This is a genomic window from Pseudonocardia sp. Cha107L01, from assembly GCF_052566575.1.
Window position 1 is genome coordinate 3,514,913 of sequence record NZ_CP199579.1, and the last position, 12,107, is coordinate 3,527,019.

At 70.2% G+C, this 12,107-nt stretch carries 11 protein-coding genes; 9 read left to right on the forward strand and 2 right to left on the reverse strand.

Going from position 1 to position 12,107, the window contains the following annotated elements; translation table 11 throughout:
- Window positions 1–96: 96 nt before the first annotated feature.
- Together ACTXG6_RS16645 and ACTXG6_RS16650 are read left to right on the forward strand one after the other, a co-directional pair.
- Entirely contained in the window at window positions 97–699 is a 603-nt protein-coding gene (locus ACTXG6_RS16645; RefSeq protein WP_445188712.1) for a cytochrome c oxidase subunit 3, read from the forward strand.
- A gap of 4 nt (window positions 700–703) precedes the next feature.
- The gene (locus ACTXG6_RS16650) at window positions 704–964 is read left to right on the forward strand and encodes a cytochrome C oxidase subunit IV family protein (RefSeq protein WP_445188713.1); all 261 of its coding nucleotides are present in this window, start codon (window positions 704–706) and stop codon (window positions 962–964) included.
- Between the two features lie 54 nt (window positions 965–1,018).
- On the opposite strand, the gene ACTXG6_RS16655 is transcribed toward ACTXG6_RS16650, so the two are convergent.
- Window positions 1,019–2,287, reverse strand: coding sequence for a class I adenylate-forming enzyme family protein (locus ACTXG6_RS16655; protein ID WP_445188714.1), 1,269 nt, complete (start codon window positions 2,285–2,287; stop codon window positions 1,019–1,021).
- A gap of 439 nt (window positions 2,288–2,726) precedes the next feature.
- Here ACTXG6_RS16655 and ACTXG6_RS16660 point away from each other — a divergent pair, with 439 nt between their 5' ends.
- From ACTXG6_RS16660 to ACTXG6_RS16670, 3 genes are all read left to right on the forward strand, one after another.
- The gene (locus ACTXG6_RS16660; protein WP_445188715.1) at window positions 2,727–3,125 is read left to right on the forward strand and encodes a hypothetical protein; all 399 of its coding nucleotides are present in this window, start codon (window positions 2,727–2,729) and stop codon (window positions 3,123–3,125) included.
- Between the two features lie 86 nt (window positions 3,126–3,211).
- Window positions 3,212–5,482, forward strand: a complete 2,271-nt coding sequence (locus tag ACTXG6_RS16665) for an RND transporter (RefSeq protein WP_445188716.1) — start codon at window positions 3,212–3,214, stop codon at window positions 5,480–5,482.
- Window positions 5,479–6,543: a peptidylprolyl isomerase gene (locus tag ACTXG6_RS16670; protein ID WP_445188717.1), complete on the forward strand. Its 1,065-nt coding sequence runs from the start codon at window positions 5,479–5,481 to the stop codon at window positions 6,541–6,543. Before ACTXG6_RS16665 ends, ACTXG6_RS16670 begins: the two co-directional genes overlap by 4 nt.
- A gap of 24 nt (window positions 6,544–6,567) precedes the next feature.
- Here the strand turns inward: ACTXG6_RS16670 and ACTXG6_RS16675 are convergent, their stop codons facing one another.
- Window positions 6,568–7,305, reverse strand: a complete 738-nt coding sequence (locus ACTXG6_RS16675) for a PaaX family transcriptional regulator C-terminal domain-containing protein (protein WP_445188718.1) — start codon at window positions 7,303–7,305, stop codon at window positions 6,568–6,570.
- A gap of 163 nt (window positions 7,306–7,468) precedes the next feature.
- Here ACTXG6_RS16675 and ACTXG6_RS16680 point away from each other — a divergent pair, with 163 nt between their 5' ends.
- The 4 genes from ACTXG6_RS16680 to ACTXG6_RS16695 are packed head-to-tail and all read left to right on the forward strand — an operon-like array spanning window position 7,469 to window position 12,106.
- On the forward strand, window positions 7,469–9,286 hold the full coding sequence (locus tag ACTXG6_RS16680) for an AMP-dependent synthetase/ligase (protein ID WP_445188719.1): 1,818 nt from the start codon (window positions 7,469–7,471) through the stop codon (window positions 9,284–9,286).
- Window positions 9,279–10,208, forward strand: a complete 930-nt coding sequence (locus ACTXG6_RS16685) for a DUF7064 domain-containing protein (protein ID WP_445188720.1) — start codon at window positions 9,279–9,281, stop codon at window positions 10,206–10,208. The genes ACTXG6_RS16680 and ACTXG6_RS16685 overlap by 8 nt, the downstream gene beginning before the upstream one ends.
- Entirely contained in the window at window positions 10,205–11,305 is a 1,101-nt protein-coding gene (locus tag ACTXG6_RS16690; RefSeq protein ID WP_445188721.1) for a phosphotransferase family protein, read from the forward strand. Before ACTXG6_RS16685 ends, ACTXG6_RS16690 begins: the two co-directional genes overlap by 4 nt.
- 9 nt (window positions 11,306–11,314) lie before the next feature.
- Entirely contained in the window at window positions 11,315–12,106 is a 792-nt protein-coding gene (locus ACTXG6_RS16695; protein ID WP_445188722.1) for an enoyl-CoA hydratase/isomerase family protein, read from the forward strand.
- The last annotated feature ends 1 nt before the right edge of the window (window position 12,107 follow it).

Consider the following 12,107-nt stretch of genomic DNA (forward strand, 5'->3'; position numbering starts at 1 on the left):
GCTTCCAGGGGCGTCTCCCTCCCGGATGCCGCGGCTCGGGTGGGAGGTCGCGCCCACCCGAGCCGCGGTGGCGGGTTGCTGATGGAGAGAGATCACATGAGTGTGGAGTCTGAGGTTGACCCGGTCGCGGTTCTGGAGCGGAGGCCCCGCCACCTGCCCGGGGTGGAGGGGGTCTGGGTCTTTGTCATCGCGGACATGACGGTCTTCGGTGTGCTCTTCGCCTGCTTCATGGTGGGGCGGCATCAGGACCCGGCCCTGTTCGAGGCCTCGCGGCATGCACTGAACCCGAACTTCGGCGGGGTCAACACCCTGATCCTGCTGACCAGTTCCCTGCTCGTCGTGCTGGCCCTCGACGCGGTGCGGAAGAACCGGGCACGGGTTGCCTCCCATTTCCTCGCCGGCGCGTTCTGCTGCGGAGTTGCCTTCATGGTGTCGAAGGCGATCGAGTACACCGAGAAGCTGAACGCGAACATCACGCTCCTCACGAACGACTTCTACATGTACTACTTCACGATGACCGGGATCCATCTCGCCCATGTCGTCGCCGGTAATGTCGTACTCTTCGTTCTCTGGTTCAAGGCCCGGGCGCGCACTTTCGATCCGGACAGCCCTACTGTCTTCGAATGCGGCGCGACCTACTGGCACATGGTCGACCTGCTCTGGATCATGCTCTTTCCACTCTTGTACCTGCTGAGGTAGGGAAATGGTTCACCTACGTAATCCGGCACTGATTGTCTGGGCCGCCCTGATACTGGCCACCGTTGCTTCGACGTGGTGGCTGGCGAAGGACGCATTCACCCCCACCGTGGCGACGGTGGCGATCATCCTGGTCGCGGCGCTGAAGATCAGGTTTGTCATGCGCTACTTCATGGAGCTGCGGACCGCGCCACTGCCGTGGCGGTTGGTGACCGATGCATGGTTACTGGCTGCAACCGGCGTGATCCTCGGTATCTATCTGTTCTGAGGTCCGCGCCGACCTGGGTGCGGGCGCCCAGGGCCGGTTCGGCGGTACCGGCGATCAGCCTCGGAGCCCACGTATCCCACGGCGGAACAGACCTTCGCGGCCGCTCTCGCGGCCGCGCAGCGGGTCGGTCCACCAGACGTCGTCCAACAGGTAGATGTTGCCGTCCTCGTCCCGGCGGACCTTCTCGCCGGTGAGCAGCCAGCCGTTGCTGAACGCTCGCGCGGTGTCCCGGGGCCGTTCCCAGTAGCCGGTCATCACGTTGGGCCCCCGGGCCACCAGCCCACCGGCCCGGCGGGCGACGGTCTCGCGACCGCGACCGTCGACAACCGCGAGCTCGACGCCGGGAACCGCACGGCCCATCGAGCCGGGAGCCGGCGCTTCGCCGGAACGTACCGAGCAGCCCAGTGCCGAGGTCTCAGGGGTGCCGTAACCCTCGAGCACCTCGCAGTCGAGTCTCGTGGCCAGCCGGTCGCGCACCCGGGGGGCAAGGTTCCGCCCGCCCGAGCAGAACACGGTGCGCAAGGTCGGGGGGACAGTAGCTACCGACGGCGCGTTGTCGCTGGTAGCAGCGCCGATCAGTAGGGGGAAGGTGCTGAGCACGGTCGCTTGGCTCGACTCGACGACGTGCAGCGGCGACGCGGCGTCGACGGTGGGGAGAGCCAGTGCGCAGCCTGCCGCCACCGCGGCCGTCAACCCGTAGGTCTGCCCGAGCGGCTGGCAGAGCGGGAAGTGCGTCGCCAGCGTGTCGCCGGCGGTCAATCCCAGCACTCCGGCGGCCGCCGCGGCGCTCCACGCGAGATTGTGGTGGCTGAGGACGACGCCTGTCGTCTCCTCGAGGTCGGTGGCCTTGTACGCGATCACCGCCGGGGCGTCGTCACGCACCGGTTCGGCGTCGATCTCCTCGATCTCTTCGGTCTGCTCGGCGCCCTCGGCGGCGTCGGTGAGCTCGCACAGCCTGACACCGGCGGAGGTGGCCGCCCGGAGGACCGCCGCCGGCGGACCGTGCGCCACGACGAGCAGCCGCGGCCTGGCGTCGAGGAGCCGCGCCGCGAGGACGGCACCCGGATGGGCGGGGTTCAGTGGAACCGCCACACCGCCGGCGAGCAGTGTCCCGTAGTAGGCGACCGCAAACCTCGGGATGTTCGGCATCGCAAGAGCGACCCGGTCACCGACCGTGACGCCGTCCGCGCGCAGGCGCTGACCGAACCGGCCCGCGGCGGCCAGCAGCTCACCGAAGCTGATGGCCGTCGACCCGGACCGGATGGCAGTCCGTTCCGAATGGTCACGGGCCGTGGTGCGCAACGTTGCGACGAGATTCGGCATGCTGTGGCGAGATCCTTCCCGGTCGACGGGCGACGGTGATCCCCGAATGACCGAACCCGGTGTGTGCGCAGTTTGCCATAGGATCTCGCTCGGCGTCCCACTCGGCTCGAGAGCTTCTATCCAGCGTGCCGCCGAATGATTTCGAATCCGCTCAGCTCAGGTCCGGATCAGGCCAGCATGATCATCGATTGATCGAATCGCGGTCGCCACGAGGATTAGGACCGCGATGGATGCCCGGAGTCGAAGGTGCGGTAGTGTACGGCTCATCGCAGTTCCGTGTACGCAATAGTGCGCGGCTGCTTCGGAGATTTGTCCACGCTCGGAGACCGGGTGCTGGAAATGGGTGATCCGGGTGCGACCGAGTTCGTGCTGATTGCCGCGGGAGCGGTGCGGAGCGCGGTTGCGGCGGTCTCGTGGCGTTGTCGGAGGGAGTAGCCGCATGCCTAGCTCACGCAGGCCCCCGGTCCGGATCGACCGGGGCTTCCTGGCACGAGGTGCGTCAGCCGGTTTCACCGCGCTGTTTCTCGGCGGTTGGCTGGCTCCGATCGTCGCCGGGTTCGTCCCCGCTCTCGGTGTGTCCTGGCTGGTACTGGTCGGGTTGGTCGGCTCCGCGCTGGCGGGGCGCCAGATCGGGGTGGCGGACTCGCCGGCGGTGCACGGAGCGGCCGCGGCGGTCCTCGGCTTCCTGCTGATGATCCCGGCCATCCTGGTCGTCGATCACGGAGTCGGACTGACGCAGCTCGCGTTGCCGATCCCGGGCGCGGCGGCGGTGGGCGCCGCGGCCGGCTGGCTGGCGTCGCGCGCGCGGGACGACGAGCACCGGGCTGTGACGCGGTGAGGCGCCCCGGTCTCCGGTTCCCACCGCCGCGGCGGTGGGCGACCTCGCCGCGGCTGCCGTCACCGGGCCCCAGGCGCCGGACGGCGGTGCTGACCGCACTCCTGCTGGTCGCCGTCGCCCTGGCGGCCCTCACCGGGTTGCTGCGGCTGAGCACCGACACCAGCGCCGAGTCCTTCCTCCCGGCCGGCGACGAGACCCTGCGGACGATGGAGGACGCGGCACGCTCGTTCGGTGGTGACCCGGTGATCGTGCTGCTCGAGTCGGCCCAGCCCCGCCAGCTCCTCGGGCCGGACAAGTTGTCGCTCCTGTTGGAGTTGGAGGGCCGGCTCTCGAAGACACCGGACGTGGCCGCTGTCTACGGGCCGGCGACGGTACTGAACCAGATCGCCAGGTCGGCGAAGGACCTGATGGCGACGCTGGCCGGCCGCCGGGACGGCGTCCGCATCCAGGCCGAGCAGCAGGCCGTCGCCGAGGGCAAGCCACCCGGGAACAGCAAGGCCGCCGGAGATGCCGCGGTGGCCGAGTTCGACCGGCGCTACGCGGCGTTGCTGGTGCAGGCACTGCCGGCCGGCCTGCCGACCCTGCGCAACCCGGGGTTCGTCAACACGGTGATCTTCGGAGGCGGGGGCGACCCGCAGCCGCGGTGGCAGTTCGTCGTTCCGTCGCAGGACGCGGTGGCGATCCTGGTGCGTCCCCGCGAAGACCTGGACCAGGCGGGTACCGAGCGGCTGGTGGACACGGTTCGCGCCGAGGTCCAGGACAGTCGGCTGAACCCGGAGCGGGTCACCGTCAGCGGCGCACCCGCGGTGGCCGCGGCGCTCGGCGCCCAGGTCCGGCGGGAGATTCTCCTGCTGGGCGGCCTTGCCATCGCACTGATCGTGCTCTGCTACCTGCTGTTGCCCTGGCACGGGCGCAAGAGCTACCGGCTGTTGCCGGTAGCCGCCACCCTGTGCTCGACAGCGCTGGTACTGGCCGGGTTCGGCTGGCTGGGGCGGCCGGTCTCGCTCGGCGTGGTGGCGTTCCTGCCGATTCTGATCGGGATCGGCAGCGATTTCCCGGCATATCTGATGCAGCGCGCCGAGCGCCGGCGGATCCTGGTGGCGTCAGTGGGCAGTGCAGCCGGGTTCGCGTCCCTGGCGGTCTCGCCACTGCCGTTCGTGCGCGACCTGGGACTGGCGCTGGCGGCCGGGGTGCTCCTCGCGGTCGTGGTCGCGCTCGCGTTCGGGCGGTTCCTGATCCGGGGCCTGGGCGAGACCGGACCTGACGAGGGCGGACCTGACGAGGGCACGGTCGCACCGGCAACGCGGATACCTGGGACGAGGCGGGCCGTCGGCCTGCTGCTGATCGCCGCCGTCGCGGGCTCCGGGTGGGCCGCGCTGTCAGAGCTGCACGTCGAGGCCCGGCCGGAACGCCTCGCGGCGGGCCTGCCGGCGGTGAACGACATCGAGCACGTCGAGCAGGTGATCAACACTTCGGGCGAGATCCAGGTGATGCTGAGCGGGCCGAACGTCCTCACCCCGGAGGCGCTGGGCTGGATGAGGCGAGCCGAGCAGACCGTCGTGGAGAGGGAGGGCGATGCGCTGCGCCCCATCGTCAGCGTGCCGGACCTGCTGCGGTTCCTCGGGCCGTCGCCCACCCAGGAGCAGATCAACGCCGCCATGGGGCTGCTGCCGGACTACCTGACCGGAGCGGTCGTGCGGTTCGACGCGCTGCGGTCGGTGCTGAGCTTCGGGTTGAAGCTGCAGGGGCTCGATGCGCAGCGGCAGCTCCTCGACGAGCTCCGCGCGGTGCTGCCGGAGCCTCCGCCCGGCTACCAGGTGGAGGTCGGCGGGATTCCGGTTGCGGCCGCGCGGGCCTACGCGCTGATCTCCGGTGACAGCTACCTGACGAACCTGCTCGGGATCATCGCGGCAGGCCTGGTGCTGCTGATCGGGCTGCCCCGCCGCTTCGATGCGCTGCGGGCGGTGCTCGCGGCATTGCTGGCCACCGGCTGGGGGCTCGCGGGGATCTGGCTGCTGGAAGCCTCGCTGACACCGTTGACCGTCGCGCTCGGTTCGCTCACCACGGTCACGGCCTGCGAGTTCACCGTCCTGCTGACCGACCGCTCCCGGCGCGGGTCGGCGCGGCTCGGTCGGACCGTCGCCGTGGCCGCGCTCGCCGCCGCGCTCGGCTACCTGGCCCTGACGGTGTCCGGCCTCGCGGTGATCCGGGAGTTCGGCCTGTTGCTGGCCGCTAGCGTGGCCCTCTCCTTCCTGGCCGCGCATGCCGTGGTCCGGCTGCTCCCCGACCGCGACGAGACCCCGGTGGGGCAGACGCCGGCCGTGCCCGACACCAGCGCCGAGGAGGTCCGGGTATGAACGTGCGTGGGCTCGGATGGGCGCAGCGCGTCGCCCTCGGCATCGCTGCCACGCTCCTGCTGCCCGTGGTCACAGTCGGGCTGCTCGTGCTGGTCGTCACCCGGCTCACCGACCTGCCCGAGGGGGTCGCCCTCCGAGTGGGGCACACCGACGTGAGCGAGCAGGAACTGCGCCAGCGGATGGACGCGTTCGAGGCCCTGTACGGAATCAAGGCGCCGAGTGGTGGGCCGGTCAGGGACGGCTTCATCCGGGAGTCCGCCAAGGCGGTCGCGGTGAGCATCGTGATCGACCAGGCCGCCAAGCAGCGCGGCATCGTCATCTCGGACGAGGCGGCGCGGGACGCCGTGGACCAGCTGATCGCGCGGAAGTTCGGTCCCGGCGGCCACGATGCCTTCGTCACGTTGCTCGGTGAGGTCGGGGCGTCCATGCGGAACGTCCTCGACGAGATCAAGCGGCAGCAGAGCTTCAACCAGTTGGTCAGCCAGGTCACCGGCGGTGTGTCCGAGCCGACCGAGGCGGACGCGCGGGCGCTCTACCGAGCCGACCCGACCGCCATGGCCCTTCCCGCACAGCGGCGGTTGACGAACATCGTGGTGAGCTCCGAGTCCGACGCCCAGATGGTCCTGCGGCGGGCCCGCTTAGGAACGGACTTCGGCACCCTGGCCAAGGCCCTCTCGCTCGACCGGGCAAGCCGCGATGCAGCGGGCGACCTGGGCTATGTGACGCGCGAGCAGTTGGAGGACCCGTACGGGCAGGCGGCGTTCGCGGCGCCGGCCGGTGCGTTGTTCGGGCCGGTGCGAACGAAGTCCGGTTGGAACGTCGGCAAGGTGGCGGAGATCCGCCCGGAGATCCCGCTGGCCTTCGAGCAGGTCCAGGAGCAGCTGCGGGACGGACTGCGCGGAGAGCGGCAGACGAAAGCCTGGAACGACTGGCTCGGCCGACAGCTCAGGGAAGCCGACGTGACCTACGCCGACAACTACCGACCGGTCGACCCGGACGGTGCCCCGACGCTGAGTCCGGCCGGTGCAGCCGCGGCAGGCCAGCTCGCGGAGCACCGGTGAGCCCGCCGGGTGGAGGCCGCTGTCCTAGCCCTCGCCGTAGTCGCGGAGGCGCTCCGCATACGTCTTGATGAACTCGGCGTAGCGCTCTCGTAGCTCGGTGCCCGGCCAGTCGGCCGGGAGAAGCTCCGACGGCAGGTAGGGATCCAGGAGGAGGTGTCGGAGGACCTCCGCCGTCGCCATGAACCCGTCGACCAGGGTGTCCGCCTTCTCGAGTGCTGTGCACAGGCGACGCGCCTCGGCGGCCCAGGCCGGTAGGTCCCACAGCTGCGCGACCAGCTCGGCCGAGTCCTTGTACTGGCTGACGAAGAACATGCACTGGTCGGCAACCGCGCCGTCGAACTCGCGGAGAAGGTTGTCCGGGCGGGTCCAGATGCCCTCGCGGAGCTCCGCCAGCCGGTAGGAGACCATGCTCTTGCGCAGCGAGACCCGCTCCGCGAGCGTCCGGGCCGGCGCCGTGACCACCGCCATCTCCCAGCTCCCGCTCCAGTTCCGGGACTGGGGTGAACCACTCTCGTCCTGCTGGACCTGACGCCGCACCAACCGTTCGGTCAGGCGGTACACACCGTTCTCGGCAACGACGTCGCCGTCGCGGACCATGCGCGTCAGCGCTACTCGGGTGGTGCGCTCGGCGATGCCGAAGAGTCCGCCGACTCTGACGAGTGCACTGACCGGCAGCGCGGGCGGGTGGTAGCCGAGCAGCGTGCTGAGCGCCACGGACCGGGCGGTGAGCGGCTTGATCGCGGGCAGGAGGCGCTCTTGCACCGCCCGAACATACCCGCCGCACTCGGTCCGTACCGGAGCGTAGCGGCCTCCGGCGCGTCATGATACATTCATGCATCACGCGATGCGTAGATGTGTCAGTCCTGGTCAGTGGAGACGAGGACGGTGCCACGAGCAGCTAGCTTCCAGGGAGGCTTGTTCACCGGTGAACGTCTCTGCCCCGCACCACACCACGATTGATCAGGCGCTGGCACAACAGAGCCTGCCGTCAGCGTTCCTGCTGCGTGCGGCCGCCCGTCCCGACCAGGTCGCGCTGCGCGCGTTCGGGTCGGAGCAGTACCTCACCCTCGGCTCCTGGTCCGCGCGCGCCCGTGCGTTCGCCGGTGGCCTGGCCGGGCTCGGGATCCGGCGGGGTGACACGGTCGCACTGCTGCTGACCTCCCGCGTCGAGTTTCACATCGCGGACATGGGCGCGCTGCTCCTCGGCGCCGTGCCCTTCTCGCTGTACGCGGCGTCGCCGGTCAGCCAGCTCAAGGAGATCGTCGAGAATGCCCGGCCCCGGGTGCTGGTCGTCGAGGCATCCCTGGCCGACAAGGCGCGCGAGCTGCGGGCCGCGTACCCGGCGCTGCGACACCTGGTCGTCGTCGAGGAGGACGCGACACTCGACGGCGAGCTCAGCCTCCAGGCGCTCGAAGCGAGCTGCCCCGCCGACTTCGACGTCCACCCGATTGCGGCGGCCGCCCGGCGCGAGGACATCTGCACCCTCGTTTACACCTCCGGCACCACCGGGCCGCCGAAAGGTGTGCAGTTCCGACACGGGGCGATGCTCGCCTGCCTGGACTCGATCCGGCAGCGCTTCGAGACCTCCGAGCGGGACCGGGCGATCTCGTACCTGCCGATGGCACACATCGCCGAACGGGTGTTCGGGCACTATGCGGCGTTCGTCTACGGCTACGAGGTCACCTCCCTGGGCGACCCCGCTCGCCTCGCGGCGGCGCTGCGGGAGATCCGGCCGACCCGGTTCTTCGGAGTTCCGCGCATCTACGAGAAGCTGCTCGCGGGGCTGCACCGCGCGATATCCGAGTCGGCTGACCGGGACCGCCTCCGCGCGGCGCTGTCGACCCGACTGGCGCGGGTGCGGTCCAGGCAGGAAGAGCTGCGTTGCGGGGAGGACCGGCCCGGAGCCGGGCCGGAGCCGGCAGAGGACCGGCACGCGGCGGCGCTGCTGCGGCCGCTCGCCGAGCTGACCGGCCTGGACCGGGCACATTTCCTCGCGGTGGCCGGCGCCCCGAGCTCACTGGGCATGCTCGAGGAGCTCACCGCGTTCGGCCTGCCGATCAACGAGTTCTACGGCTCCTCCGAGACGATCATCATCACGTCCAGCCCGCCGGAGCGGATCCGCCTGGGTACGGCGGGGCTGCCGTTCGCCGGCGTGCGAATGCGGCTGGCCGAGGACGGCGAGATCCTGGTCACCGGGCCGACCGTCACCCCCGGCTATCTCCGCGACCCGGAGCGCACCGCCGAGGCTCTCGACACCGAGGGCTGGTTCCATACCGGCGACATCGGGGAGCTGAGCCGCGACGGCTACCTGCGGATCGTCGACCGCAAGAAGGCCTTGATCATCAACAGTGCCGGGAAGAACATGTCGCCGGCCAACATCGAGCAGGCCATCAAGGGTGGGCAACCGCTGATCTCCCAGGCCTTCGCGGTCGGTGACCGTCGGCCGTACAACGTCGGACTGATCGTTTTGGACCGGGACGGCGTCGCCGGCTTCGCGCGGGAGCACAACCTGGGCGAGCAGACCTTCGAGCAGCTCAGCCGGCACCAGGAGGTACTGGACGCGGTGGCGCTGGCCGTCGAGTCCGGTAACCGGCGGCTCGCCCGGGTCGAGCAGATCAAGCGGTTCACCGTTCTCGACCACGACTGGCCGGTCGGCAGCGCCTACCTGACACCGACGGCCAAGCTCAAGCGCAAGGAGATCGAAATGCACTACCGGGATGTCATCGAGGCGCTCTATGTCTGAGTCGCGGCCCCGCCCGCCGTCGGCCCTGCGGCCAACCGACGACCTCCGGCACCGGCCCGCCGACGGGAGCAAGGGCCGGGACAGCCTGTACTTCAACCTGATGCTGCCGGAGCTGGAGCTCGGCATCTTCATTTACACCTGGGTCGACCAGAAGGGGACCGCGGGCAGGTTGGTCACCGCGTGGGGCCCTGACGAGAAGCCGGTCGCCTTCGAGATCGCCCACGGCATCTACATGGGCGATACCGATTTCGACGACTGGAACATCGCCGGGCTCGGGCTGCGTCACCCCGAGCCGCTGCGGACCGCCGAGGTGCGGTTCACCAGCGAACCGATCGACCTCACCTACGACTTCGAGGGCACCCACGAGGCGTTCGACTTCACTCGGAACCCCGGGGGTTGCCCGCAGTGGATGGCGGTGAACCGGTTCGAGCAGACCGGCCGTGCGCGCGGCGAGGTGCGCATCGGCGACCGGGTCATCCACTTCGACCAGCCGGCACACCGGGACCATTCCTGGGGGCGCCGCAACTGGAAGATGCCGCAACACTGGAAGTGGATCGTGGCCCAGACGCCATCCGGGAACGGGCTCAACCTGTTCCAGTGGGTGGTGCGCGGCGAGATCGGGACCAACGGCTACGTCCTGCGCGACGGCGAACCGGTCGGGCTGGTGGACGCGCGCTGCCGCGCCGTCTACGACGACGACATGACCAGCCGCGCCCTGCACGCGACCCTGGTCGACGAAGGGGGCGGCGAGACCGAACTGGTCCTGGAACGCTACGGCAACGTCGCCCTGCCAGTCGGATCGAACACCGTGCTCAACGAGGCCGCCTGCCGGGGCAGCATCAACGGTGAGGCCGGCTGGGGGCAGTTCGAGACCCAGTGGCCCGCCTCGTACGTCGAGAGCCTGGTCAGGACCGAGGCATGACGGGCGACATCGTGCCGTTCGACATCGCGGCCCTGGAGCGGTGGCTGAGCGCGGAAGGCCTCGGCGCCGGGCCGGTGCGGCCGCGGCGGATCGGTGACGGTCACTCGAACCTCACCTACGCCGTCGCTACCGGTGACCGGACCCTTGTCCTGCGTCGGCCGCCGCCACCGCCGATTCCGAGGGGCGCGCACGACATGGGGCGCGAGGCGAGGATCCTGCGGGCGCTCGCGGGTACCGCAGTCCCGGTGCCCCGGGTGCTCGCCGCGACCGAGGCCGGTGAGGTCATGGACGTGCCCTGCTACGTCATGGAGCACCTCGACGGTGCTGTCGCGACCGACACCCTGCCGGCCGGGCTGGACACCCCCGAGGACCGGCGCGCGGTGGCCCACGCATTCATCGACGTCCTCGCCGCGCTGCACACCGTGGACTGGCGCGGTTGCGGACTGGCCGACCTCGGGCGCCCCGAGGGTTTCCTCGACCGGCAACTTGACCGGCTGCCCCGCCTGATCGCCGACGAAGACGGAGCTCTCGCCGCGCCGTTCGGCGAGCTCAGGGATGAGCTGCGCGGCACGGTGCCGACCTCGGGCGAGCCCGCCCTGCTGCACGGCGACTTCCGGTTCGGCAACGTCATGCTCGCTACCGACCGCCCGGCCCGGCTGCTCGGAGTGCTCGACTGGGAGCTGGCCGGGATCGGTGACCCGCTGGCCGACCTCGGGTACACCCTCGCCACCTACGCGGTGCGGACCGAACCCCCCCATGCACTGACCGCGATGTCCGCGGTGACCCTCGGCGACGGCTTTCCCGACCGGGACGAGCTCGCCGCCCGGTACGCCGCGGCCACCGGGCGTGAGCTGTCGCGCCTGTCCTGGTACCAGGCGTTCCAGCTGTTCAAGCTCGCGGTTCTGTTCGAGTACAACCGGCGCAGGACCGGCCGCGGCGGAGGCGACCCCTACTACGGCGACCCGGCGCTGGTCGACGGGTTGTTGGGTGCCTGCCGCGGCGCCCTCGATCGGGACGTCCCGGCCGAGCTCACCACCTGTCCGAACCACCGGGAGCCGCACCGCGACGGCTCGAAATATCAAGGCTCAAGACAGTAAGGAACACCGATGTCGAAGGTTCTCTACGAGAAGCGTGACCAGATCGCCTACATCACCCTCAACCGGCCGGACAAGCGCAACGCCATCGACACCGAGACCGACGAGCTGCTGTTCGAGGCGTGGACCGAGTTCCAGGAGGACCCGGACGTTCGGCTGGCCATCCTCACCGGTACCGGTGACAAGGCGTTCTGCGCCGGCGCCGACCTGGCCGGTCACGTCGACGGCTGGCTGGACGGCGGTCCGGGGCTCGGGCGCGGCCTGCTCGCGCGCGGCTTCGCCGGCGGCATCACCCGGGGCCTGCACCACACCAACAAGCCGATCATCGCCGCTCTCAACGGCTGGGTCATCGGCGGCGGCATCGAGCTGGCGCTCGCCTGCGACATCCGGGTGGCCGCCGACGACATCCAGTTCGGCTTCTTTCACATGCAGCGCGGCATGCACTTCGGTGACGGCGGGATCGTCCGGCTGGTCAACACCTGCGGCGTCGGCATCGCCATGGAGCTGGAGCTGATGGGCGAACCGATCACCGCCCAGCGGGCCAAGGAGATCCACCTGGTCAACCGGGTCGTGCCGAGGGCGGACCTGATGGCGACGGTCGAGGACATGGCGGCCAAGATCCTGCGCAACCCCCGGGTCGCCGTCGAGTCCGCCAAGGAGACGATCCTGGAGGTCGTCGGCCGGCCACTGGACGACCAGCTGCGGTTGGAGTGCCTCTACAGCTACTCCACCATGGGCGATCCCGAGATCGTGGATCGCAAGGACGCCTTCCTGCAACGGCGCGACCGCGTGGGGCGGGGCTGAG

What these genes read in the sequence shown, in the direction of transcription:
- ACTXG6_RS16645 (WP_445188712.1), top strand. Translation starts at nt 97, where the DNA reads ATGAGTGTGGAGTCTGAGGTTGACCCGGTCGCGGTTCTGGAGCGGAGG.
- ACTXG6_RS16650 (WP_445188713.1), top strand. Translation starts at nt 704, where the DNA reads ATGGTTCACCTACGTAATCCGGCACTGATTGTCTGGGCCGCCCTGATA.
- ACTXG6_RS16655 (WP_445188714.1), bottom strand. Translation starts at nt 2,287, where the DNA reads ATGCCGAATCTCGTCGCAACGTTGCGCACCACGGCCCGTGACCATTCG.
- ACTXG6_RS16660 (WP_445188715.1), top strand. Translation starts at nt 2,727, where the DNA reads ATGCCTAGCTCACGCAGGCCCCCGGTCCGGATCGACCGGGGCTTCCTG.
- ACTXG6_RS16670 (WP_445188717.1), top strand. Translation starts at nt 5,479, where the DNA reads ATGAACGTGCGTGGGCTCGGATGGGCGCAGCGCGTCGCCCTCGGCATC.
- ACTXG6_RS16685 (WP_445188720.1), top strand. Translation starts at nt 9,279, where the DNA reads ATGTCTGAGTCGCGGCCCCGCCCGCCGTCGGCCCTGCGGCCAACCGAC.
- ACTXG6_RS16690 (WP_445188721.1), top strand. Translation starts at nt 10,205, where the DNA reads ATGACGGGCGACATCGTGCCGTTCGACATCGCGGCCCTGGAGCGGTGG.
- ACTXG6_RS16695 (WP_445188722.1), top strand. Translation starts at nt 11,315, where the DNA reads ATGTCGAAGGTTCTCTACGAGAAGCGTGACCAGATCGCCTACATCACC.